The organism is Helicobacter pametensis ATCC 51478 (assembly GCF_000518225.1).
GTDB lineage: Bacteria > Campylobacterota > Campylobacteria > Campylobacterales > Helicobacteraceae > Helicobacter_G > Helicobacter_G pametensis.
Map to the genome: position 1 here is coordinate 98,961 of NZ_KI912401.1, position 25,373 is coordinate 124,333.

The 25,373-nt window shown below is 39.2% G+C and carries 19 protein-coding genes and 1 tRNA gene; 16 read left to right on the forward strand and 4 right to left on the reverse strand.

The annotated features are described in order from the left end of the window. Nucleotides 1–32: 32 nt before the first annotated feature. Nucleotides 33–1,022: a type I glyceraldehyde-3-phosphate dehydrogenase gene (gene gap, locus T391_RS0105080; RefSeq protein WP_027327419.1), complete on the reverse strand. Its 990-nt coding sequence runs from the start codon at nucleotides 1,020–1,022 to the stop codon at nucleotides 33–35. A gap of 210 nt (nucleotides 1,023–1,232) precedes the next feature. On the opposite strand from gap, the gene T391_RS0105085 reads away from it, so the two are divergent. The 5 genes from T391_RS0105085 (at nucleotide 1,233) to T391_RS0105105 (ending at nucleotide 5,444) form a co-directional block, all read left to right on the forward strand. After that, nucleotides 1,233–1,517, forward strand: a complete 285-nt coding sequence (locus tag T391_RS0105085; protein WP_027327420.1) for an HU family DNA-binding protein — start codon at nucleotides 1,233–1,235, stop codon at nucleotides 1,515–1,517. Nucleotides 1,518–1,537: 20 nt separating this feature from the next. Then, nucleotides 1,538–1,614, forward strand: a tRNA-Arg gene (locus T391_RS0105090). 301 nt (nucleotides 1,615–1,915) lie between these two features. Beyond that, entirely contained in the window at nucleotides 1,916–2,740 is an 825-nt protein-coding gene (locus T391_RS08085; RefSeq protein WP_034583950.1) for a fumarate reductase cytochrome b subunit, read from the forward strand. Further along, nucleotides 2,740–4,719, forward strand: coding sequence for a fumarate reductase flavoprotein subunit (locus T391_RS0105100; protein WP_027327421.1), 1,980 nt, complete (start codon nucleotides 2,740–2,742; stop codon nucleotides 4,717–4,719). The genes T391_RS08085 and T391_RS0105100 overlap by 1 nt, the downstream gene beginning before the upstream one ends. Then, nucleotides 4,716–5,444 carry a fumarate reductase iron-sulfur subunit gene (locus tag T391_RS0105105; RefSeq protein ID WP_027327422.1) on the forward strand — a complete coding sequence of 243 codons (729 nt, stop codon included), beginning with the start codon at nucleotides 4,716–4,718 and terminating at the stop codon, nucleotides 5,442–5,444. Before T391_RS0105100 ends, T391_RS0105105 begins: the two co-directional genes overlap by 4 nt. Before the next feature lie 5 nt (nucleotides 5,445–5,449). Here T391_RS0105105 and T391_RS08090 read toward each other — a convergent pair whose 3' ends face one another. Further along, nucleotides 5,450–7,285 carry an aminopeptidase P family protein gene (locus tag T391_RS08090; protein ID WP_051420621.1) on the reverse strand — a complete coding sequence of 612 codons (1,836 nt, stop codon included), beginning with the start codon at nucleotides 7,283–7,285 and terminating at the stop codon, nucleotides 5,450–5,452. 130 nt (nucleotides 7,286–7,415) lie between these two features. Continuing rightward, nucleotides 7,416–10,433, reverse strand: coding sequence for a S8 family serine peptidase (locus T391_RS0105115; RefSeq protein ID WP_027327423.1), 3,018 nt, complete (start codon nucleotides 10,431–10,433; stop codon nucleotides 7,416–7,418). 206 nt (nucleotides 10,434–10,639) lie between these two features. Between T391_RS0105115 and T391_RS0105120 the strand changes: the two genes are divergently transcribed. Next, nucleotides 10,640–11,875 (forward strand): hypothetical protein, encoded by a 1,236-nt coding sequence (locus T391_RS0105120; RefSeq protein ID WP_027327424.1) that lies wholly within the window; start codon nucleotides 10,640–10,642, stop codon nucleotides 11,873–11,875. 201 nt (nucleotides 11,876–12,076) lie between these two features. Continuing rightward, nucleotides 12,077–12,718 (forward strand): uracil-DNA glycosylase family protein, encoded by a 642-nt coding sequence (locus T391_RS08425; RefSeq protein ID WP_051420622.1) that lies wholly within the window; start codon nucleotides 12,077–12,079, stop codon nucleotides 12,716–12,718. A 248-nt stretch (nucleotides 12,719–12,966) separates the two neighbouring features. Here the strand turns inward: T391_RS08425 and T391_RS0105140 are convergent, their stop codons facing one another. Next, the gene (locus tag T391_RS0105140; protein WP_027327425.1) at nucleotides 12,967–13,866 is read right to left on the reverse strand and encodes a helix-turn-helix transcriptional regulator; all 900 of its coding nucleotides are present in this window, start codon (nucleotides 13,864–13,866) and stop codon (nucleotides 12,967–12,969) included. A gap of 226 nt (nucleotides 13,867–14,092) precedes the next feature. Here T391_RS0105140 and T391_RS08430 point away from each other — a divergent pair, with 226 nt between their 5' ends. The 9 genes from T391_RS08430 (at nucleotide 14,093) to T391_RS0105185 (ending at nucleotide 25,305) form a co-directional block, all read left to right on the forward strand. After that, entirely contained in the window at nucleotides 14,093–16,081 is a 1,989-nt protein-coding gene (locus T391_RS08430) for an McrB family protein (protein ID WP_051420623.1), read from the forward strand. Beyond that, a complete protein-coding gene (locus T391_RS0105150) occupies nucleotides 16,081–17,490 on the forward strand; it encodes an McrC family protein (protein WP_027327426.1) in 1,410 nt (469 codons plus the stop codon). Before T391_RS08430 ends, T391_RS0105150 begins: the two co-directional genes overlap by 1 nt. A gap of 66 nt (nucleotides 17,491–17,556) precedes the next feature. Further along, nucleotides 17,557–18,678 (forward strand): BspA family leucine-rich repeat surface protein, encoded by a 1,122-nt coding sequence (locus tag T391_RS08105; RefSeq protein ID WP_051420624.1) that lies wholly within the window; start codon nucleotides 17,557–17,559, stop codon nucleotides 18,676–18,678. A 72-nt stretch (nucleotides 18,679–18,750) separates the two neighbouring features. Continuing rightward, the gene (locus tag T391_RS0105160) at nucleotides 18,751–19,512 is read left to right on the forward strand and encodes a hypothetical protein (RefSeq protein ID WP_027327427.1); all 762 of its coding nucleotides are present in this window, start codon (nucleotides 18,751–18,753) and stop codon (nucleotides 19,510–19,512) included. Between the two features lie 9 nt (nucleotides 19,513–19,521). Continuing rightward, entirely contained in the window at nucleotides 19,522–20,328 is an 807-nt protein-coding gene (locus T391_RS0105165) for a hypothetical protein (protein WP_156923064.1), read from the forward strand. Between the two features lie 9 nt (nucleotides 20,329–20,337). Then, nucleotides 20,338–20,979 carry a hypothetical protein gene (locus T391_RS0105170; protein WP_027327429.1) on the forward strand — a complete coding sequence of 214 codons (642 nt, stop codon included), beginning with the start codon at nucleotides 20,338–20,340 and terminating at the stop codon, nucleotides 20,977–20,979. A gap of 58 nt (nucleotides 20,980–21,037) precedes the next feature. After that, nucleotides 21,038–22,192: a BspA family leucine-rich repeat surface protein gene (locus T391_RS08110; protein ID WP_051420625.1), complete on the forward strand. Its 1,155-nt coding sequence runs from the start codon at nucleotides 21,038–21,040 to the stop codon at nucleotides 22,190–22,192. A 123-nt stretch (nucleotides 22,193–22,315) separates the two neighbouring features. Beyond that, the gene (locus T391_RS0105180; RefSeq protein ID WP_027327430.1) at nucleotides 22,316–23,794 is read left to right on the forward strand and encodes a DUF2779 domain-containing protein; all 1,479 of its coding nucleotides are present in this window, start codon (nucleotides 22,316–22,318) and stop codon (nucleotides 23,792–23,794) included. A 20-nt stretch (nucleotides 23,795–23,814) separates the two neighbouring features. Then, nucleotides 23,815–25,305 (forward strand): type I restriction-modification system subunit M, encoded by a 1,491-nt coding sequence (locus T391_RS0105185; protein WP_027327431.1) that lies wholly within the window; start codon nucleotides 23,815–23,817, stop codon nucleotides 25,303–25,305. Nucleotides 25,306–25,373: the final 68 nt, after the last annotated feature.

A 25,373-nucleotide genomic window follows, 5' to 3' on the forward strand; every position in this document is an offset into this window, starting at 1 on the left:
ATCCTATTCTATTGAGATTAGATTTGCAGAGATTAGTGAGTGAGGACATAAACACTCATATCTACAAGTCTATGACAGTATCCCATTTCATTATCATACCAAGCCAAAATCTTAGCATGTGTATCCTGAAGAACCATCGTTTTATCAGCAATAATAATGGAGCTAAATTGTGTGCCAATAAAATCGCTTGAGACTCTTTTCTCAAGATCGACATCAATGATGCCATGCATAGAGTTTTCTTTGGCATTTAAGAAAAGATCATTGATCTCTTGAGCACTTGTGCTGGTTGCAAGATTGATGCTGAGATCAACAAGGCTGACATCAGGTGTTGGTACGCGAATGGCAAATCCATTGAGTTTTCCTTGTAGATGGGGCAAAACTAGACCAATTGCTTTAGCTGCTCCTGTGCTTGTAGGAATCATATTTAGAGCCGCAGCTCGTGCTCGACGCAAATCCTTGTGCTTGACATCTAAGAGATTTTGATCATTTGTGTAGCTGTGGATTGTGGTCATTAGGCCATCAATGATCCCAAATTTTTCATCCAAAATTTTAACGATTGGCGCTAGACAATTTGTCGTACATGAAGCATTGGAGATCACAGACTCTCCTTTGTAGTCAAGGTGATTAACACCATAGACAAAGGTTGGAGTTTGATCAGCTGGAGCTGAAATGATTACTTTTTCAATCCCATCATGAAGGTGAAGAGATGATTTGTCAAGAGAATTGAAAGCCCCAGTGCATTCAATCACTCCTTGGATTCCATGTTTTTCAAAGCCAATTGTTTGGGGATCCCTAGAGCTTAGAATCTTGATATTTTTTGAATTCCCCATCGAGATGGTGTTGTCATCTACCTTTTGGACTTGGAAAGTTCTATGAATTGAATCATACTTAAGAAGATGAATGAGTGTGTCAATATCTGTTGTTGTGTTGATTGCACCTAGTTCGATATCATCTCTTGTAGCAATGATTCTGGCAGTGCAAAGTCCAATTCTTCCGCTTCCATTGATTCCGACTTTTAGCATCTAAGACTCCTTATGATTTGAAAATATTTCTTAAAATTAGTGAAAAAATGTAAAAATTGAGCCAGAAGTTTAGTCAAAAATACTCAAAATTGCAATCACTGAGCGTGTTTTAGGACTTTTAGACAAATTAAATAAACAATATTTTGTTAGAATAGATGCATCTTTGGTTTCTGCAAAGATTATTCATTAATTTAAATGCGGAGGTTCGTTATGAACAAATCAGAATTTGTAGAATTAGTAAAAGAGGTGGGTGAGTTTGAAACTAAGAAAGATGCTGAGAAAGCAATCAACGCTTTTGTTGCTGGTGTTGAAGCTGCATTGCTCAAAAAAGAAAGCATTGAACTTGTAGGATTTGGAAAGTTTGAAGTTGCAATGCAAAAGGGAAAAGAAGGAAAGGTTCCTGGAAGCGACAAAACTTACAAGACTGCAGATAAATTTGTGCCTAAATTTAAGCCTGGAAAAAGCCTTAAAGATAGTGTTGCAAACGCTAAGTAATCCCCTAAAAAAGGGGGCATGTCCTCATAGCTCAGCAGGATAGAGCGTATGATTCCTAATCATAAGGTCGGGAGTTCGAACCTCTCTGGGGACACCACATTGTGAATTGATATCCAAAATCCTTGTTTCAATGATGCAAGAGTAATCTTTGCCACGATTTTACACATAGATGAATGATTGTTATCAATCGCTCTAGAACAAGGTGACAAGCTATCTTTCAATAATTCCAAAACATTACCATAAGTTACAATATCTTAAAATATCAGCATTTTTTTGTAAGCCTTTTTCAGATTCCCTTGCTTTTTGGGAAGTATTTCACCTGCAGGCTTATTGTGTGTAGATCGATTAAGCTGTAGATCTTGTGATATATAGTGTAAGGAATATTGAAAGGAGAGAGAATGTCTTTTGAGAAAGAGATTATCGAGAGTTACGCAGATGTGACCGTTGAGCGTAAAAAAAGTCGCCTACCTGCTCGTCTTGATTGGTGGCAGAGTGCGACTGGGTTGTTTTTGGCACTTTTTATGATTGCTCATATGTTTTTTGTTTCAAGTATTTTGATTAGTCCAAAGTTATTTGATTGGATGATTGGAGTGGCAGAACTTGATTTTATTTTTGGACATCGTCAGCCCCTTGTGACTTCATTTGTTGTGTTGGTTGTGTTGGTTGCTTTTATGGCTCATGCTTTTTTAGCACTCAGAAAGTTTCCTATCAATTACAAGCAATTTTTGAAAATGCGCACACATAAAAATCTGATGAAGCATTCTGATACAACTTATTGGTGGATTCAGGTAATGACTGGTTTTGTGCTTTTCTTTTTGGGAAGTGCACATATGTTTGTCATTATGCTCTCACCCAATAGTCCTGATGCACTCAATGGCATCGGCTCTGTGGCTTCATCTTTGCGTTTTGTAGAGCAGCATTTTTGGGTTCTTTATCTTTTCTTGTTGATTGCTGTTGAACTTCATGGCAGTATCGGTCTTTATCGTTTGGCTGTGAAATGGGGATGGTTTGATCATTGGGGTAAAACTCCTGAGGCGACAAGAAAGCTTTTGCAAAAAATTAAAGTTGGAATGACTGCTTTCTTTTTGATTCTTGGTTTTGCAACTTTTGGCGCTTATATTAAATATGGAATTCAGATTTCAAATTCTCAAGAGAGAATTCAAAAAATCAACCCCCATGAAGCAATTGATGAGCTTAATGGTGTGATTTTGGAGGTGGAGTAATGAAAATTGTTTATTCAGATGCATTGATTGTAGGTGGAGGATTGGCTGGTTTAAGATCAGCGATTGGTTGTCGTCAGCTTGGACTTAAAACGATTGTGCTAAGTTTGATCCCTGTGAAGCGTTCTCACTCCGCAGCAGCTCAAGGTGGGATGCAGGCAAGCTTGGGAAACACCGTAAAGGCACGAGGTGATAATGAAGATGTTCATTTTATGGATACGGTGAAAGGAAGTGACTGGGGATGCGATCAGAAGGTGGCAAGAATGTTTGCTGCTACTGCCCCAAAAGCAATCCGCGAACTTGCTGCATGGGGAGTGCCATGGAATCGCGTCAAAGCAGGGGAACGCAGTGCAATTATCAAGGGACAAAAAGAAACCTTTCATGAAGATCAAGAGGCACACGGATTGATCAATGCGCGTGATTTTGGTGGGACTAAGAAATGGCGAGCTTGTTTTACTGGAGATGCGACAGGACACTCGATGCTCTATGCTGTAGCCAATGAAGCGATGAGGCTTGAAACTGAGATTTTAGATCGTAAGGAAATGGTCGCTGTAATTCATCAAGATGGACAATGCTATGGTGTCGTGGCACGAGATTTGGTCACGGGTGAGCTGATTGCCTATGTTGCCAAGGGGACATTGATTGCCACTGGTGGATATGGTCGAATCTATAAGCACACAACAAATGCTGTGATTTGTAATGGTGTTGCAGCAGGAGTTGTGCTTGAAACAGGTATTGCGCGTTTGGGAAATATGGAAGCTGTGCAATTCCATCCTACTCCAATTGTTCCTAGTGGAATCTTGCTGACAGAAGGATGTAGAGGAGATGGGGGGCTTTTGAGAGATGTGGATGGTCATGCATTTATGGCAGATTATGAGCCTGAAAAAAGAGATCTAGCAAGCAGAGATGTTGTTAGTCGAAGAATGCTTGAGCATATCAAAGCAGGTAAGGGGATCAAATCTCCTTATGGTGAGCATTTGTGGCTTGATATTTCGATTTTGGGAGAAGAGCATATCCATAAGAATCTAAGAGATGTATGGGAGATTGCACACTGTTTCAATGGGATTGATTTGGCACAAAAAGGTGTTTATGCACCTGTGCGTCCAATGCAGCACTATTCTATGGGAGGCATCAGAACTAATCCCAAGGGAGAAACAGCACTCAAGGGACTCTTTGCCGCAGGTGAGGCGGCTTGCTGGGATATGCATGGATTTAATCGCTTGGGAGGAAATTCAGTGGCTGAGGCTGTGGTGGCTGGAATGGTTGTGGGAGATTATTTTGCTGAGCATTGTCGTGATGCCCAAATCAAAATCTCAACAGAAACAATTCAAGATTTTCTCAAAAAAGAACAAAAGAAACTTGAAAACATCGTTGCCAATGAAAATGGTGAAAATCCATTTAAGCTCAAAGAAGAAATGCAGAATCTTGTCGAGGAATATATCGGAATTTTTAGGACAGAAGAGGGATTGCAAAAAGCTGTGGATGGATTGGAAGCACTTTGTAAAAGATCGAAAAATGTCTCGATTCGCTACAAAGAGTTGAGTGCAAATCCCGAGCTAGAAGAAGCCTATCGCGTGCAAAAAATGATCAAAATTGCTCTCTGCGTTGCCAAAGGAGCACTAGAGAGACGCGAAAGTCGTGGAGCACATAGTCGCGAGGATTATCCCAAAAGAGATGATGCAAATTGGCTTAAGAGAACATTGGCGTATTGGAAAAATGAAGAAGATACGATGCCAACGCTAGAGTATGAAGATCTGGATATTATGGAGATGGAGATCGCTCCAGCTTATCGTGGATATGGGCCGCAAGGAATGATCATCGAAAATGAAAAAACAGCTATTAGAGCCAAAGAGATTGAAGAAATCACTGAGAGATTGAAGGCAGAAGGCAAGGATCGTTGGGAGATTCAGGATGCTTTGATGCCTTATGAACTCCAAGAGCGCTATAAAGCAAGAATTGAAAGGATAGGAGAACCATTATGAGCAACAGAATCTTGACTTTTAAAATTTTCAAATACAATCCTCAAAGTGCGGTTTCTAAGCCGCATTTTTCTGAATATAAGATTGAAGAATTGGATTCGATGACAATTTTTATCGCACTCAATCAAATTAGAGCAGAGCTTGATCAGTCATTGAGCTTTGATTTTGTATGTCGGGCTGGAATCTGTGGAAGTTGTGGAATGATGATCAATGGTCGCCCACGCCTTGCATGCCGCACACTAACCAAAGAGTTTGAAAATGGTGTGATCACATTGATGCCATTGCCAGCATTTAAACTCATCAAAGATCTCTCAGTGGATACTGGAGCTTGGTTTGAGGGAATGACTAAGCGTGTGGAGAGTTGGATTCATAAGCAAAACAAAGAACAAGTGGATCTCACTAAATTTGAAGAGCGAGTGGAGCCTGAAGTGGCTGAAGAGGTTTTTGAGCTTGATCGATGCATTGAATGCGGGTGCTGTATAGCAGGATGTGGAACCAAAGTTATGAGAGATGACTTTGTGGGTGCAGCAGGGCTTAATCGTGTCGCAAGATTTTATATTGATCCACATGATGATCGCAGTGATGAAGAATGGTTTGAAATCATTGGGGATGATAATGGAGTCTTTGGCTGTATGTCGCTTTTGGCTTGTCAGGATGTTTGTCCAAAAGAGCTTCCTCTTCAAACCAAAATTGCTTATTTGCGTCGTAAAATGGTGCAGTGTAAGTGATCCCCTCAAAAAGAGGGGGTGTTTTTGTTTTTGTATTTTGTCTTGGTGGGATTTTGGAGTGTTGAGGTTTTTTCTTGAAGCCAAGATCGCATAACCTCATCCAAAAAGGGTGAAAGTCGTCTATAGACTTCTTGATGATAGGCATTGATCCATTTGATTTCTTCTTCTGTGAGCAGATCTAGAAGTAGGCAATTTTTCTCAAAGGGATAGAGACTGAGGGGTTCAAATCTTAGAAATTTTCCAAATATTTCATTTTCGCCATCTAGCTGGGTAAGTACCAAGTTTTCAAGACGCACTCCCCATTTCCCCTCTCGATAAATTCCTGGCTCAATAGATGTGATCATCCCTTCATAAATTTTCATTTTCTCTTGAGGTAATGTGTAGTAAGACAGCACTTGGGGACCTTCATGGACATTAAGACAGTATCCGACTCCATGTCCTGTGCCATGCGCATAGTCTAGATGTCGCTTCCATAAGGGTGCGCGCGTGAGGCTATCAAGCATGGGCATTAGGATCCCTTGAGGGAAGATTGTGGAGCTCATAGCGATGTGAGCTTTGAGCACGAGGGTGTAGTCTTGTTTTTGTTCATGCGTGATATGACCGATTGGAAATACTCGTGTGATATCTGTAGTGCCATTGAGGTAGTTTCCACCACTATCTACAAGCAAGAAGCCATGATCTTGGATATAGGAGAAATTTTGTCGAGTTGCACGATAGTGGCATTGTGCACCATTGGCATTAAATCCCGCAATTGTAGGGAAACTATCTTCAAGAAAATAGGCTTGAGATGATCTAAAAGCATGGAGTTTGGTATCGATGTCTAATTCGCTGATTTTCATACCTTGATCAAGAGATGTCTCTAGCCAATACCCAAAGTGACATAAAGCGATCCCATCTTGTTCCATTGCTCTTTTGATATGCTTGATTTGGGCTGGATTTTTGATGGATTTTAGAAATAAGCTTGGATTGTGTGTTTTGATGAGTGTGTTGCTTTGTGAAAGGCAATTGATGAGATGTGTTGTGATGCGACTAGGATCGATGAGGATTTTTGCATCTTGGAGTTGATGAAGGCTGGATGTGATTTTCTCATAATCCTCTAGATGAATATGACTTTCTTGCAGTGTTTTGATGAGATCTTTGTGCAAGGTATTTGGCTGCACAAATAGCGTCGCTTTGTGCAAATCGATCAGCAAATAGCTCATAAAAACAGGATTGTATTGGATGTCTTTCCCTCTGAGATTTGTGATCCATGCAATATCTTCCAAGGAATTGATGAGATGATGAGTGGCGCCAAGGGATTGCATTTTTTCTTGGATAAGTGCTAGCTTCTCCTCCCTGCTTTGGATAGCAAACTCAATGGGATGCTCAAAAATCATTTCTTGCTTTAAAGGTGGGCGTTGGAGCCAAATCTTTGCGATTAGATCACATTGGGTGTTGAGTATGATTCCTTGTTTTGCTAATTCATTCTCTAGAAGCTCTTTTGTCTCTAAGCTTAGAATCTTCCCATCGATTCCGATCACTTGCTTGGCTTGTATGTAAGTGAGTAGGTAATGAATGTAAGTGTTTGCTTTGCTCATTTTTTGTAGAGTGAATCCTGTGTTTTGCAATTGTTGTTCTGCTTGTAGCCAATATCTCCCATCAGTCCAAAGCATTGCTTCATTTTGTGTGATTAGCAAAGTCCCAGCAGATCCGCTAAATCCGCTGATCCACTCGATACTCTTCCAAAACAAGGGGATATATTCTGAGAGATGCGGATCAGAAGTGGGGATGAGGTAAGCATCTATTTTTGCTTTGAGCATTTCTGATCTTATGAGTTTTAGGCGTTCTTGATGGGGATTCATTATTTCCTCCTTTGATAAAGTTTCTCTTCATAGGCAAGGGTCAAAGACCATGATGATCTTGCTGTGTTTGAAATTAAGTCTTGCAAATACAGCATCAAGATAAAGTTGCAATGATCAGTTCATCTGATACTTAGTATTTGGCTCCAACTGCAAGACTGCCTCTCAGTCCCCAGAAATTTTTGGCCAAATCGCTATCGACTTTGAGGGACATGAAAAAAATCTTTTGAGTATAGGAAAAATCAGCACTGATTTTGTAAGCATTGGGATCAAAAGTATAGCGTTGATGGATGATTTGAGTTGGAAAGTCCAAAAAGCTTGCTTGGTTTTGCAAAGAATTGCCCAATAAATGACGAGTATAGAATCCAGAGATTCCAAAGCCAAAAGTCTTCCACTCATATCCCAATCTCAATCCAGCTGAAGCATCCAAAACATCATAATGAGCTCTAGAGTAAGATTTGTGAAAAATCCCACCTGTTTCTTTCCAAACATTTTGATAGACATAAAGATTTTGCATCCAGATAAGAGGTGTGAGGGTGAGGGAATTGCTAAATTTATAAGTTTTGCCAAGTCCAAGATGAGCCAAAGCTAGAGCATTGAGATAATTTCCCTCATTGAAAGAGTGATTAATCTCTCTTTTGGAGGTGTTGTAGCCAAACCCAGCTCCAATCCCACCAAAAATCTCTATAGCACCAAAATCATAGCCCAGACTCAATCCACTAGATAAGACTTGGGAGCTAAGCTTGGCAGATTGATCATTTGTTTGAAAGTTTGAAAAATTCACAAAGCCTGAGAGTGAGATATGGTCTGCAATCTTTTTTCTACCTTGTGCATCAAGAGAGAAAATATAGGATTGGTATTCCACATCTTTTGCATAGCCAAATGAGGGCGTGAAGAGAATCTTATCTTCTTTGGAAGATTCTAATAAAAGGGTGATATCAGATAAGCCTAAGCGTGCTTGATGGCTTAGGATTTCTTTGGTGTTTTGGAGATAGAGATCGCCATCTAGGCTTTTGAGTGTGTCGATGTATTGAGCTTTGGAGGCACTATCAATGAAGGCAAAATAATGTTTATATTTTTGAGCAAGGTTGGGATCTAGGGAGATAGCTTGCAAAGCCTTGTGTAGGTCGCTCTCTATTTCAGGAATAGAGTAAGCATCTTGTTTTTTGCCTATGAGAATCGTAAAAGGATCACGAAGAGAAAAATTGATCGTTTGAGAGGCATCAGATTGGATAGTGATGAGAGAAAAGTTTTGAATCTGATTTTTTAGCGCATCTTCTAGCATGATGGGAATGATTTCTCCATCAATATAAAAGCGACTTTTAAGCGGTGAGTAAAGCAATGTTCCTCCATGGATCGTGTAATGACTAGCTTTGAGTTTGGCGTGATCTTTGATGGTTGTCAAGTTTGCTTTGGCTTTGTTGGAAAGGGTTGCTATCTTTGGAGTTTCTTCTATCCCGAAGTGAATTTCAAGTGTGGCTTGCTGATTTTGTGTGTATCTTCCTTGTATGGTTAGAGTGTCAAAATCAGCATTCCCTGGGCTTAAGATTCCATAGTTGAAGACATCACTTTTGATGATTCCATTGCCTTGGAATCTGCCTTGATGATCGATAAGCACTTTGCTTTCTAAGATTCCTCCACTTCCATCTTTTCTTTTGTTGAGTGCAAGTGTCCCTTGATGGACAAAAGTCATCCCTTTGTAGGTGTTTTTGCCCAAAAGCTCTAGTTTTCCACTTCCTTTTTTGAGTAATCCCACATCAAGATTCCTAGCCTCTTGTGGGAGGGCGTTTTGGGCTTGTGGGTGATGGTATTTACTATCCCATTTTCTTTGGGCAATGTCATTGCTAAAGGCTGTATGATGCCCTTGTGTATCGATGCTGTAGAGCAGAGTTTTTTCTCCATTTTGGCTTGTGTGGATATCTTCTTTATTTAATCGATTGGCATCTAGGAGTGCGATCCCTCCTAGAGCTTTTTGGATATCTAGGATTCCTTGACCAAAGACTTCTTCACGCGAAAGAAGTAAAACGCGATTATTCTCTCCTTCAAGAGCAGGCTGTCTAAAAACTAGATTGATTTCATACTCTCTATATCCTGCATCTCTGAGATCTTGCCTGATTTGATCATTGCTTGGTCGTCCTCCTGTGCGATCGATATAGATAATGGTGTGCCTTGGAGCACCATCGATGAATTCTTTTTTGAGCACGACTTTTGGAGTGATGTAGGTTTTGTTGGCTGTGCTGAGTAAAACATCAGCCACTTGAGCTCCATTGAGGAAGGGGAATTTTTCTAACACAAGTGCAGCAACTCCACTGATGAGGGGAGAAGAGAAAGAGGTTCCATTGCTTTTTCCATATCCTCCTCCAACTCTAGCGACATCGACATTCACACCAGGTGCTGAGAGTCCAAAAAGCTCAATCCCTCTAAAGCCATTGCTAAAATCTGCCAAGGCTTTGCTTCTCAATACAAGCTCTCCAGAATCATTTTTGCTGATATAGCTTGCATCTAATGCCCCTGCTGCAATCCAAGATCTCAGACTTTCATCATAGCGTGGAAGTGTTGCTGTGATAGCTGCTGAGCTCATCCCCTCATTGCCCGTGCTAACGATGCTTAAGATTTTCTTTTCTCTTGCAAGCCTTGTCAGTGAAGAATCATAGCTTTGTCTGCCAACAAATTCCATGACGACCCTAGGGTGATCCAGTCCTTCAATTGTTTGAATCAACTCGCTGCCATTTTCTTTTTTGATGTGGAGTTTGATCACAGGATAGATGGAATATCCCCAGCTGTTATTGATGACCTTGGTGTCTTTGTCTTTAAAATAACCATAAGCATCATATCCATGAAAGGGAAGTCCATAAAACTTGGCATTGTAAGCCACTCCATGGGGATTGTTTCCTATCTTTGCTCCCACAGCCACACTTGCAACCCCTGTGCCATGGATGAGATTGTTTGAATTGATTAGATTGGTGAATTGGTGTTTGAGTGCAGGATGAGTTGTGTCAAATCCTGTATCGATGATCCCAATCTTCACTCCCTTCCCTGTGATGCCCTGATTCCAAGCATTTTGGGCATTGATAAGTTCAAGATTTTGCAAAGAAAAAGCAGGAACAAAACAGATAACTCCCCCAACCAAGCTTTTGAGAGCTGTTTTCATCGTTTTCCTTAGGAGTGGATTTGGGGGATTATAGCTTCTCTACACTTGAGGAAGCAAAAATACTACAAAAATAAAGAGATATTGATCACATACAGTATGGGAAGCATTAAGAAGGGTTTTGCAAAAGAACATCATCAAAAATAAGACATAAAATGTCTCAATCTATTGATTATGCTTTTTGAATCTTAAGAGTGAGGATCAAAAAGATGTATGCACAAATCAAAAAGAGTCTTAGGGGAAGTCGCCTATGTACCAATCTAAGAGATGCATTGGGCTACTCTAGTCTTGGTGATTTTCGCCTAGCATGCACTCAGTTTGAAAAATATGAGAGATTGAGAGAATGGCTAGAGAGTGGGTATGAGGATGAGATCAATAATGCTTTGATGTTTTATTGCAAGATGTTGGAGTATTTTGGCTTTGAGTGGGATGAGGTCAATAATGAAATGAATGAATGCAAGGAATTGCTAGATTCTAGAGGATATTTTGCAAGGACTTTATTTGTAGAGACTGAGCTCAACCCTAAATCCAATGCCTGCTTTTCTACCATCAGTGCATCAGAAATATCGATTTTGAAGCAAGTGAGTGTGGATGCTCATAGATTTGATGGAAAAACACTCAATGAGATATTGAGCGAGTATGGGGTCATCATCCGCAAACACTACAGAGAAAATGAGGGATTTCTTTGGGATTGTGGAGATATTTTGGGGTATCGAGCGGATGTGCTTGGGAAAATGTGTCGATTCAATACTGCAGGAGTGTTTGAAAGATTTTTAAAAAATGGCAATTGGATAGAAGATCACCGCTCGCTTTTTGAGCGAGTAAAGCATAGAGTGCAAAATACAAGCCACAATCAGACTGCTGAACAGCTTGGATTTAGTGAGTTTTGGAGGTTTAAAAAGGGGGCTGAGATATTGAGTGAGTGTGAGAGCTTGGAGGAGTGGATAGGTCGAGGGTTTTATGGCTTGGGGATGAGGGCAGGTGAGTTTTTTGTGAGGTTGGCTAGTGTGTTTTTTGATGAGAGGGAGGAGGCAGAAGAGCTAGTCAAAAAGTGTCGTAGTCTCTCAAGAAGATGTGAGTGTTTTGATGGTGTGATCTTTGTCATCACGCAAAAAAGAGCTAAGGACTTTGTGGAATTCACCTCAGATTATGGGGTGGGAATCCTCAATGAGATGCGAGAGATATATATCGATAGGCGTGTGTTTCGTCAGAAAACTCGCTATGAAATCCTAGAGTGGCTCAAGAGGCAGATCAAGTCTCACTTTGTGCGAAATGATGGGAGGCTTGGAATCTGGGGAGAGATCAAAGGGTATGCAATCAGGATGTATGGGATGGTATATGAGTTTGACACTCAAGGAAGGCTAGTGTGCGAAAGAGAGCCTAGAAAACACAAGAAGATCAAAGGACTCACACAGGGGGTCAAAGAAATTAGAAGTGCTTTTTAAAATCATTATATGATGGTGTGGGGTTTTGGATCTGAGAGAACAAATGGAGCAATGTGATTTTTGTGATTTTGAAGATGGAAAAACCTATGTGCCTTATGTGATTATGGGTGGGATTGTGTTGCAGTAGTGATTCTGGCTGATTAGAATATAAAAAACACTTTAAGGTGAAAATCATAGAGAGTATTTAGAGGAAGGCAAGCAGTGACTGAAAAGAAATATATCAAACATATTGGAAGTAGAGATTTTTATGAAATCAGCCATCCATTTGCAGACAGAAAGGATAAATATCTCAGTGGCAAGCATAACTATAAGTGCATCATTTTGGGGACATTTCCTTCTGAGAAATCTGAAGAAAATGGATTCTTCTATAGCAATCGATCAAATGCATTGTGGAAGATTTTGGGCGAGGTTTGTGGTGAAAAAAATTTTGTTGAAATGAAAGTGGAAGAAAAAGAAAAGTGGCTTGATGGGAAGGGGATTGCCCTCTATGACATTGTTGAGAGCTATGAGGGAAGAAAATGGTTTTCTAATGACATAGCACTCTTTGCTTGTGGAGAGAATCACAAGTATTGCTTGGAATTTCTGTATGACTTTTTGATGAGATTCCCAAAAGCAAAAGTGATGGTGACTTCAAGAGAAGTAGAAAAAAGATTCAAAAGTTATTTTGTTTGCCAAGGGAGAAAGGAAGTCAATAGGACGGAGAAAAATCGATTTTTTGAAAATGTGCAAAATGAGCAAATCATTTATTTGCCTAGTCCAAGCCAAAGTAACAGAAGCTCCACAAAAGAGAGGAAAGAAAAAGATTGGAAAAAGGGACTTGAGCAAGCGAGGATTATCAGATGAGATTCGCTTGTTTTTGATCATCAATCGCTTCCAAATCCACCCTCAATCATCTCTCGCCTCTCATTGTGAATCCTTTGAGCAATCTTAAGATCGATATACCAAAACACTGCATTCACATTCTTTGGAGAGCCATTTTCATCGCTATATTTCTTATCGATTGCCTCATAGATTCCATCACCCTCATCGCAATCTATGGTAACACTTTTTTGAGAAAGTATATCTTGACATATTGGACACTTTATGTCCCATCATAGCTCTTTTGCATAGGCTTTGATTGTGCGTTTGACTTCTTTGCGTAGCCATTCAGGAGAGAGGACCTTGATAAAAGGGATATAGCCATAGATGATAGGCAAAATCTCCATTTCATGGGTCACAGAAACTTCAATAATGATTGATCCATCGCTTTCTTCACCAAGAGATTTTTGCCCTATGAAAGGTTTGCGTAAAAAATATTTTTTCATACTTGGATGGATATGGAGCTGGACATCAAAGGCATCACTAAGACTAAACCAAATAGAGTTTGCCTGCTTGAGATATTCCTCGATCTGGAATGGAATCTCAAAATGAGTGGAGAGAATCTCGATCATTTTAATGCTTTTGAAATGAAACTTTTTGAAAGTATCCTTTTGTCCGCTATCCAAAGCCAAGAGATACCAAAACCCATCAAAAAATGCGAGTTTGATGGGTTTGGCGATGAAGTTTTTCCCCTCATAGACAAACCCCACTTCATTTTTGCTCTTAATCGCTTTTTCTATCATCTTAAAATTCTGCAAGTCCCCTTCATCAAGCTTTTCACTTGGGATATTTGCAAAGATGGGATGATGGATGCCATGAAGTGTGCGTGAGAGGAGGGATTTGGCTTTGGTATAGAGAGTGGAGCCAGAGTTTTTGGCAAGTTCTTCTAGGATCGAGGCGATCAGCTCCTCATCCCCAAAGTCTTGCATCTGAGAATGATCGATCCTCCATTTTCTCCCATCTCTGATCACGCCATACTCACTCAAAACCTCATAGAGATCTCTTTGGATGGTTTTGGTGCTTACGCTTAGTGCCTCTGAAAGCTCTGTGATGCTTAGCCCTAGAGGAGCTTGGAGGAGTTTGTCATAGATTTGTTTGATCCTTTTGGCTTTTGAGTTTTCAAGTCCTAGCATGGATATCCTTGTGTGTTGGAATCAAAGAGTTGATTCTATCGACAAAAGAGTGAGTATGGACAAGATATGTCTTGTTTTTTGATTTAAGATTGATCAAAATGATGAGCAGAAGATAAGGACTCGACTTTGTTGATAAAATTTTTCAATGCTTTAGGGTGAGCGATGTCTTGGAGGGAGTGGGGTGGTAGAATTGCAAATTTTGATTTTAAAAAATTAAGGAGTGAAGATGTATATTGATGAGAGTGTATTGAGAGAATATCTTGAGAACGAGAAGCTTAAGGTGTTATGTGATCAAAAGCAAGACATCGTTAAATTGTGGAAGCAGACAATTAAAGGAATATCATCTCTGCTTGAGCAAGAGAAAGTGTCAGGTGTAAAATATTATGAATATCAAGGTCAAGATACCAATGGTCTAGCTGTTTTGAATAAGATGCTTGAAGAGTTTGGGGGGGACAAAAAATTGTTTAAAGCATATGCTTTTGTTTTTGGTGGTGTTAAATTTAATGATAAAAATGCTCTTCCTGCAGATCCAAAAATAATGAAAATTGCTCACGGAAGAGATGATTTTTTAAATGATATTTTTTCATCTATTTCTAAAAAAAATACCTATAACTTGCTTACCAATAATCATCCTAAAAATTTAGTTTCTTTTTTGAATATTGTTAATGAAAATAAGAATTTTATAGAAAAAATTAAAGAGTCTAGACTTGTTATCTCGCATCCTTGGGATATTATGGAGGATTCGTATAAAGGCAAGGAGAATTTAAGAAGACAACTATCAGAACAACCAACTGAAGAATTTGAGTCGATAAATTTTGAAAAAATTGCCTATCGTTTCCCTCTTAAGTTTCTTTGGATGTGGGCAAATCGAGATAGAGTGATTCACCCCCTAAGTCTTATGGCTTTTAGAGAGTTTTTGAAGAGTGATTTTATGACTGAGATTTTCAATGGACTAAGTCAGAAGGGCAATGAAAATCCTTTATCGAAGATGAATTATGACACTGACAAAAAAATGGGGGATGATGTTTCAAAATATGCAAGGCGGATTACAAATGCTAGGATTGAGTTTTTCCCTAAGCTTTGGGAAACTGTGAGCGTTGCAATCATGAAGGAACTTTATGGAGAAAAGTGGGGGGATGATAATAAGAAGGAAGAAAAATTAGGGGAAGTTTCAAAACTGATTTCACTTTTAACACTAGGAGAAACAGATATGACAAACATCGATGAACTTTTAAAAACTCATAAGCAAATCATTCTTTATGGAGTCCCTGGGACGGGGAAAACTCATAGTGCAAAAGAGTTGATAAAAAAATGGAGCAAAGAAAAGTTTGCAGATGGTGAAAGTGATAAAAAAATCCAAGATGAGATTGATCAATGGCAGTTAAGCAAACTTCTTTCTCCTCAAAAGATAGAGAATGCGGGAAACACGGGGCATAAAGAGAATTGCGAGAATAAACTCAAAAATACAGAAATTGTTTGGGAGATTATGCAATTTCATCCCAATACCACATATCAAGACTTTATCGGAGGAATTGTCCCAAAAACCGATGATAAAGGCACGCTTTCTTATGAGCTTAGAAATGGCAAGTTTAAGCAGTTTTGTGAATGTGCTAGTCAAAATCCCCAAACAAGATTTGTCTTTATCATTGATGAGATCAATCGAGCCAATCTCTCTGAAGTCTTGGGAGAGTTGCTCTATGCACTAGAGTATCGAGGAGAGGGGATCACTATCCCAAATTTTAGTGAGCCTTTTATTATCCCAAACAATGTCTATATCATCGGAACGATGAACAATGTGGATAAAAGTCTTTCTACTTTTGATTTGGCATTGAGGAGAAGGTTTGGATTCTATGAGATTAAGCCTGATCTAGAAATTTTGAATGAAATGCTGAGTTTTAAAGAAGATGAGAAGGGTGAATTAAAATCTTTTATTGACAACATAGAAGACTATATCGCAAGATGCAAAAATCTAAATCAAAAAATAGAAGAAAAATTAGGGGATAAAAACTCGCAAATCGGTCAGGCTTACTTTGGAAAAATCAAACATTTTTTGGGGAAAAAAGAGAATCAAGCTGTGACACCATTTCATTTGCAAAAGCTTTGGGATTATCATCTTGAGCCATTGCTCCGAGAATATGTAGGTTTTGTGGAAGAGGGAGAAAAAATAATTGAAGATTTGAAAAAAACTTGGCTTGACAAAGTGGAAGAGCAATAATGGCTATTGAGTTTGGTAGGACAATTCAAGATTGTTCAATTATTGAGATTGAGAATAATAGTGAGAGAATAGGAAATAATGGATTGACTTTTTATGTTTCTATGCTTGAAGAGTTGAAACAAAAAAGTCAAGATTTTAGTTTTCAGTCTTTTAGAAGAACAAAAAACACAAAAAATCTTGAAAATATTGTGGATTACAGAGTTTTATCATTTAGAAAATATAATGGAACAGTTTCACTTCCTTCAAAAATCGAACTCACTACCTCTTATTATGTAGGCTTTTATCACACAACCATTGAAGGACAGCAGGTTTCTCTCACGATCACTCCACGCTTTGGTGAGAAAATCGCCAATTATCTTTATGCCAATGCCTTGGGGGTGCATCTCGCAAAATCCACTACCTCAATCTCTCAAGACAAGTTTTACAATCAATGGTTTTTGGCTCTTTTGTGGATTGGGGCATTGGAAGGAGCAATCACCCAAGCCCATATTCCCAAATCTTATGTAAGGGAGAAGAAAAATCTCACCTATTTTAGAGGGAGATTGGATGTAGGGAAGCAAATTTTGCATAATCTCACAAGCCCCCATAAGATGTATTGCCAATATCCTAAGCTTACTTATGATACGCCAATCAATCGCACTTTGTGTAAGGTTTATAAGATTCTCAAAAAAACACATTCATCTCTTTTTTCTCCAAGCATTCAAGGCCATTTCTCGATGCTCAATGACTTTGGCGTAAGGGATGAAATCAGTATGCAAGAGATTGAGAGTATTAGATACACACCACTCAATCGTGCTTATCAAAAAGTCATTGAACTCTCAAAAATCATCATCTCCCAAAAGGGGCAATCCAACACGACACTAGAAAGTAAGTCAAAGGGGCAAGGGTTTTTCCTAGATATGAGTGAGGTGTGGGAATCTTATCTTTATAAGAAAATTCTCTCCAAACTAGAGGGCTATGAGGCGAGAGATTGTAATCTTGATGGAGGAGATAGGGTTTTTTTAGGGAGTGACAATGTAAGAGAGATGCGTCCTGACTTCAAACTAATGCGGGGTGATAAACTTGTGGCGATCATGGATGCTAAATATAAAAATGTCGATAGCATTGAAAAGGTATCGCGAGAAGATCTCTATCAGATGATGAGCTATATGTATCGCTATGATTGTGATTTGGGAATCTTCCTAACACCCAATAATGTAGAAGGGGAAGATATAGGGATTGCTGAAGTTACAATCGATAATAAAAAAAGAGGAAAAATCCTTATCTTCTCGCTTCCACTCCAATGGCTTGATAATGAAATCAATCATCAAACAAAAGAAGGGAAAGTACTCGACTTTCACTCAAAAATTTCAAAACTTGAAAAAGATATGAGCAGAGAGATTGTTGGCAAGATAAAAGAAATTCTTTAAACAAGACACCTAATGTCCTACTAAATCCCTACACTTTCTCCATATATTTTTTATGGAGGAGTAAGGATGAAATACAAACCCACCACCAAAGAAGAACTAAAAGATTTGTGCGATGATGAAGATATCTATCTAGGAGATATTGACACTTCGCTTATCACGGATATGAGCGAATTATTTGATGGTTCATCTCGCACGGAATTCTCAGGGATAGAGAGTTGGGATGTGAGCAATGTGGAGGATATGAGCCATATGTTTGAAAGTTCACTATTCAATCACCCCATAGATTCTTGGGATGTCAGCAAAGTCAGAGATATGAGTGAAATGTTTTATGCCTCTCATTTCAATCAGCCTCTCAATTCTTGGAATGTAGCTAATGTAGAAAATATGAATGGAATGTTTAGGGATACATATTTCAATCACCCACTTGATTCTTGGGATGTGAGTAATGTGGAAAATATGCAAGAAATGTTTTGGGAATCAGCATTCAACCACCCCATAAACTCTTGGAATGTTGGCAAAGTAAAAAATATGCACGGGATGTTTTATAAATCAGCTTTCAATCAACCCTTAGATTCTTGGGATGTGAGTAATGTGGAAGATATGGAACTGATGTTTGCAGAAACCAATTTTAATCATCCACTAGATAAATGGAATGTTGGTAATGTTGTCAAAATGTGGGGAATGTTTAAAAGAAGTGCTTTCAATCAGCCTTTGAACTCTTGGGATGTTTCAAAAGTGGAGGACATGAATTGTATGTTTTTTAGGACTTCATTCAACCACCCACTAGATTCTTGGGATGTGGGCAATGTCAAGTCTATGCAATATATGTTTAAATCCTCCTCTTTCAATCATCCAATAAACTCTTGGAATGTTAGCAAGGTAGAGGATATGAGAGGTATGTTTATATTCTCTTCTTTCAATCAACCCATAGATTCTTGGGATGTGAGCAATGTGGTGGATATGAGTTGTATGTTTGAGGATTCCAAATTCAATCAGCCCATAAACTCGTGGGATGTGAGCAATGTAACCAAGATGTATTCTATGTTTGCTTATTCTTCTTTCAATCAACCCCTTGATTCTTGGGATGTCAGTAAGGCGGAGGGGACGAAAGATATGTTTGAGGAGTGTCCATATTCTCACTCACTAGAGAGCTGGGGAGAGAAAAATCCTTTCAAAAACAAGAGATAAATTCTTCTAATGGACAAAAGGTGTCCTTTTTGAAATGGATAATTTCAAAAAATAAAAAACAAAGGAATGAAAATGAGAAAAATGACTTTAATAGCTTTGGCGATGTTTATATCTCTCAATGCGCAAAAATTTGAGCGACCCAAGTCAATTGATGTATCCAAGTATCAAAGCATTTGTTCAAGAGTGATTAACTCAAAAGCAAATCTAGGATATTTTATTGATGCCTTTGCAGAGATTCCTATTAGAGATGATGAGAAAAGAGAGAAGAATGGCACGATTTTTTTCCCAGCTTTTGCCTCTCTTGAGATGTTTGATTCCAAAAGAAGGGAGATAGAGCGTGAAAAAGAGTTATATAAAACAAAAAATAGAAAATATGACAAAGGGGCACAATATTACATCAATAGATATGAAGAACTCTCTTCAGTCTTTGATATCAATCTCATCATCAAGGGAATGAAAAATACAGAGAATCCCAAAAAAGCATATTGTCTATATGAGATCACTTATGCACACAAGCAAAAGCTAGATCTCAAGAAGTTTCCTTACTATACTGCACATAGCCCCATTGGCGTGAAAATGCCCTCAATCGCAGAGCTCACAGATAAAGATTTCAATACACTATCCAATCTCGCAGGATATTCTCTTGGTAAGCTAGAGGCAGATGATAGAGAGATGACAAGTTATCTGATCAAGCGTTATTTTCTTGTGCAAAAAGACAGCGATGGCTATAGATACACATCAAAGCCTTGGGGAAAGGATGTCAAGCTTTATCTTTATGCAGAAGAGCTTGATGAGGTAGTGAATCATCCAGAGAAAATCGACTTGCCTTATTAGGGGGAGAAAATGTGGTCGTGGTTTATTACTGGAGTGATGTGGATTTCTGCTGGATTGGCTCTAGCTGGAGGGATATATGCTCTCATCTCTTATTTCAAAAACAAAAGACATTACATTGAGAGTTTTGAGTTTGCAAGAGATTATATCCCCAATCAAGATGATTACAAAGGGGAGCTTGAGAGGCTTAAGAGACTCTTGAGTGATGAAAAAGCAATGTGTATAAGTGCTCTTGATTCTTATAGAAGACTTGCAATGGAGAAGGGGATCAAATGCTCATGGCAAGATCTTAAGAATCCAAATTTCTTGCTTGCAGTTATGAGGATGAAGGGTGATGATGGGGATGGAGGCTATATCCAAGCGAGTGCAGTAGAGATGGAGAGGGAGCAAAAGAGTGAAAGAAAGGGGCTGATCTCTGAAGCATTTGAATTTGTGCAGAAGCAAAGCTCAAAGTTGAGAGATGATGGAGCTCAAGTGATGATTACTACTGGAGATCCCACACGATTTACCTTTATCCTTCCTAGTGGATCATATTCAGGAGGGATTCCTACTGCTTCTATTATGTCAGGAACGACTTGGAGAAATGTGAGATACATCTCAAATGAATGTGTTGTGGCTATCACCAATCCTGATAGCACCAATCGCTGTGGGATTGGGGTTTATGATGTAAAGAAGGATAAATTTGTTTGGTCGACGAGTTATAGGACAGAGGCTGGCGGAAGCGTAAATGATGCTCATCCCATTGATGCAAGTTTGAAGAAATTGCGGATTGTCTATACGCGAGCTGATGGCACTCCCAAGACTACTATTGTCCCTTAAGGAGAAAAGATGAGAGATTTTATCAATAAGCTTTCTGGCTTTGTGATTGTGGTGTGGGTTTTGGCTTATATGTTCTATCTTTTGGATTATGGAATCAAGCTCTATAATGGTAGAAGCATTGAGTTAAGTGAGAATTTTCTCATTATGACTTTTACTTTGCTTTTTTTGCTTGCTTGTTTTGTGAGCATCAAGTATGCTCAAAGGCGTATTGAAATATGCAATGAGCGATGTGAGCGATGGTATAAAATCGATCTTTGTTGGAGGGCGGGGGTGTGCGAACTTCTCAGAAGATGTGGCAAAAACAAAGAAGGCTTAAGCAAGGAATATCTTGAGGAAATCTTGCAAGAATGGAGGTTTTTGATCAAGGATCTTGCGATAGATTTGGATGAACAAGATTGGTATATTCCCATCACTTTCAAAAACGAAAGAATGGAAACTTTTGTGCCTACAAGTGCTTTGAATGTTATTTTGCATAGAGATTTGTTTGGTGAAGTATTTGCCCCGATCAAGACAAGACTAAGACTATTAAAAGAGCTTTTTGCACCAGAGGATTTTATAGAGTGCCTCTCCAAGCTTGAAAAAGCTGATCAAGAGAGAATCTTGCGTGGATTTTTTGGTGATGAGAGGGTAAGCATTCAGGATCTAAAATGAGACATTATATGTCTTATGAAATAGCCAATGATTCTAAAAAGCCTCTAAGGAAACACCAATGAAATATAAACCTGCCAATAGAGAGGAGCTAAAAGCTCTATGTGAAGATGAAAGCATATATCTAGGAGATATTGATACTTCATTGATTATAGATATGAGTCATCTATTTTCGTGCAACATAGACAGAGAGGATTTTTCTGGGATAGAGAAGTGGGATGTCAGTAATGTCAAAAATATGAGTTGTATGTTTTATGATTCCTGTTTCAATCACCCTATAGACTTATGGAATGTAAGTAATGTAGAAGATATGAGTGGAATGTTTACTTACACTCCTTTTAATCAACCTCTTTCTTCTTGGGATGTTTCAAATGTCAAAAATATGTATGTGATGTTTGAGTATTCTGCTTTCAATCAACCTCTAAACTCGTGGAATGTTTCCAAGGTCAAATATATGGCAATGATGTTTAGAAACTCACCCTTTAATCAACCCTTAGACTCGTGGGATGTGAGCAGTGTAGAAGATATGAGCTATATGTTTGCTTACTCTCCATTTTCTCACTCACTTTCTTCTTGGAATCTCTCTAAGTGTAAAAAAACGAAGAATATGTTTTATCGCTCTTGTGAAGAGAATGGGCATAAGCGATCATATCGCCCAAGCACAAAGGAGGAGCTAAAAGCTCTATGTGAGGATGAAAGCATATATCTAGGAGATATTGATACCTCACTGATTGTGGATATGAGTGGATTGTTTGAAGATTCAAAGAGGAAAGATTTTTCAGGAATAGAGACTTGGGACACACGCAAGGTGCTCTATATGAATAGGATGTTTAAAAATTCTACATTCAATCATTCTCTTTCTTCTTGGGATGTGAGCTATGTGGAAGATATGGGCGGAATGTTTGAAGGCTCAGCATTTAATCAGCCCATAGATTCTTGGGATGTGTCAAATGTTATATATATGAATCAAATGTTTTGCAACTCTTGTTTTAATCATCCTTTAGATTCTTGGGATGTGAGCAATGTGGAGTGGATGCGGGAAATGTTCAAAAATAGTGCTTTTGATCACCCTTTGTATTCGTGGAATCTAAGAGATGATGTGAAAAATTACGGCATGTTTGATGGGAGCAATTATTCTCACTTTATCCTTCATCTAAATATTAAAGAATCTATAGAGGAAGAAGAGAGATGCTGGCTTGAGGGATCGGAGGCTTAGATAGAATCTCTTTATAAATTTTTGGATCCAAAGACAAGAGGGGGAAGGTGGGGATCTCAGACAAATTCACAGTCACAGCACCAGATCAAGTAAAATCTTTGCTTTGATTCATAAAGGAACAATATGTTTTCAAAATCGCTTTATACAAGAGGGTTGCAATGCCCAAAATCCCTATGGCTCAAGAAAAACAAACCAGAAGTATTGAGTATCCCAGATGATTCTAGGCTTGCTGTGTTTGACAATGGAGATCGCATCGGAGATCTAGCTCGCTCTCTTTTTCCTAGTGGCAAGGAGATTAGGTTTGATGGGGGTAGCTTTGATGAGAAGATTGCCCAGACCAAAGAATGGCTTGAGGATGGAGAGAGTGTAATCTATGAAGCGACATTTCAATATGATGGTGTGCTTGTGATGGTGGATATTTTGTGTATAAGAGATGATGGGCTTCATCTCTATGAGGTCAAAAGCTCCACTTCGCTCAAAGATGTGTATTTGCAAGATGTATCTATCCAATACTATGTCCTAAGCGGACTAGGCTATGAGATCAAAAGTGCCAATGTCGTGCATATTGATAGTGAATACACTAGAGGAGAGGAGCTAGAGATCGAGAAGCTTTTCAAGATCCAAGATGTAAGTGAGATTGTCAGAGAAAATCAACAAGCCATCCCCCAACGATTGCAAGACTTTAGAGAGATGCTTAGAGGCAATGAGCCACAGATACAAATAGGTATACAGTGCTTAAATCCTTATGAGTGCGATGGATGTCATTACTGCTGGAGTGAGCAGAGAAAGATCCCAGATTATAGTGTGTTCAATCTCGCAAGACTTCCTTGGAAAAAGCGTTTTGAGCTCTATTATGAGGGTTTTGTGAGACTTGAGGAGATTGAGAGCTTGGATGGATTTAGCAAGGGGCAAAGACTTCAGATCCTCTCCCAGAAGGATCCTCAAATCCATATCGATAGAGAAAAAATTGCAGAATTTCTCTCAATGCTTAGATACCCAATCTATCATCTTGATTTTGAAACCTTTCAGCAGAGCATCCCCCAATGGAAGGGAATCTCTCCTTATGAGCAGATTCCCTTTCAGTATTCTTTGCATATTGAATATGAAGATGGAAGATTGGAGCATAGGGAGTTTTTGGCACAAGAGGGAGAAGATCCAAGAGAGGAGATGGCAAGAAAGCTACTTGAGGACATCCCACAAGATGTGATGGTGATGGCATATAATGCAAGTTTTGAGAGAGGGGTGATCCATAGATTGGCAGATGAGTTTCCTCAATACTCCTCATTGAGGCAAATTGCTTCAAATATCATCGATCTTATGATCCCCTTTGCCAACAAAGACTACTACCACCCCAAAATGCAAGGAAGTCATAGTATCAAAAAGGTTCTGCCAGCTCTTGTGCCTCAGATGGATCAAGCTTATCAGAATCTAGAGTTAGTCCATCATGGGGGAGAGGCGATGGAGGTTTTCCCTAGACTACATCTTATGGATGAGGAACTTAAGCACAAATACAAAAAGGCTTTGCTTGAGTATTGCAAGCTTGATACATTGGCGATGGTGGAGATCCTAAGAGAGCTTAGAAGAGCGATCAAGACAGAATAAAGCTTATAAAAGGAGTAAAAATGTCAGCCTCAAAAGAAGCGATCAATGCAATTGTGTGGAAAGCCTGTGATGGATTCCGTGGGAGTATGGACAGCTCCAAATACAAAGACTACATTCTCAGTATGCTTTTTGTCAAATATCTTTCAGATTTTTACAAAGAGAAGCTTCAAGTCTTGCAAGAGAGATACAAAGGCGATGAGGAGAGGATCAGAAGAAGTCTAGCAAGAGAGAAATTTGTGCTTGATGAGACTTGCACCTTTGAGTATTTACTCCAAAACAAAGAGGCCAACAACCTAGGAGAGATCATCAACAAAGCCCTAGCCAAAATCGAAGAAGACAATCCAAGCAAACTTGATGGAATCTTTAGAAATGTGGATTTCAATGACAAAAATCTTCTAGGTGAGAGCAAAGAGAGAAACGCCATACTCCGCAATCTTTTGGAAGTATTTGATAGCGATGATCTTGATCTCTCTCCTAGCAAAATCTCAGAGCGTGATGTCATCGGTGATGCTTATGAGTATCTCATCGCAGAGTTTGCAAGTGATGCGGGGAAGAAGGGGGGAGAGTTTTTCACTCCTAGTGAAGTATCCACGCTTCTAGCCAAGCTTGTGAGTGCAAAAGAGGGGGAGAGGATCTATGATCCCACTTGTGGTTCAGGCTCTCTGCTGATTAAATCTAGCAAAGAGGTGGGAAATGAAAACTTTGCAATCTATGGACAAGAGAAAAACTCCCAAACCCACTCACTCTGTCGTATGAATATGTATCTGCATGAAATCAATGATGCCAAAATCGAGTGGGGTGATACGATCAGGAATCCTCTCCAAATCCACAACGATGCTTTGATGAGGTTTGATGTCATCGTGGCAAATCCACCTTTTTCGCTTGATCAATGGGGGATTGATGAAGCCAAAGATGACAGATGGGGGAGATTTTCACGCTATCCACTCCCACCTAAGGGTAATGGAGACTATGCTTTTATCTTGCATATGATTTCCTCTCTTGCACCACAAGGCAGGATGGGAGTCGTGCTCCCTCATGGCGTGCTATTCCGTGGAAGTAGTGAGGGCAAGATCCGACGCCAACTCATCGATGAAAACCTGCTTGATGCAGTCATCGGACTCCCTGCCAATCTCTTCTATGGGACCTCTATCCCTGCGTGTATCTTGATCTTCAAAAAAGATAGAGAAAGAAGCGATATCCTCTTCATCGATGCGAGCAAAGAGTTTCAAAAAGGCAAACGCCAAAACACATTGACAGAGGAAAATATCACCAAGATTCTCACCACTTATCATAATCGTCAAGAGGTGGAAAAATACTCTCACATCGCCACACTTGAGGAAATAAAAGCCAATGACTATAATCTCAATATTCCAAGATATGTAGATACTTTTGAAGAAGAGGAAGAGGTGGATATCCCCTCCACGCTAAAAAACATCGCCAAGCTTGATGAGGAGATCGCTCAAACACAGAAAAAAATGGATAGCTATCTCAAGGAATTGGGGCTAGTGTGAAAAAGTTTTTCCATACTTTGGGTAAAGATTCAGGTTTCTTAGGGTATTATTTCGCCAACAGACCTCCT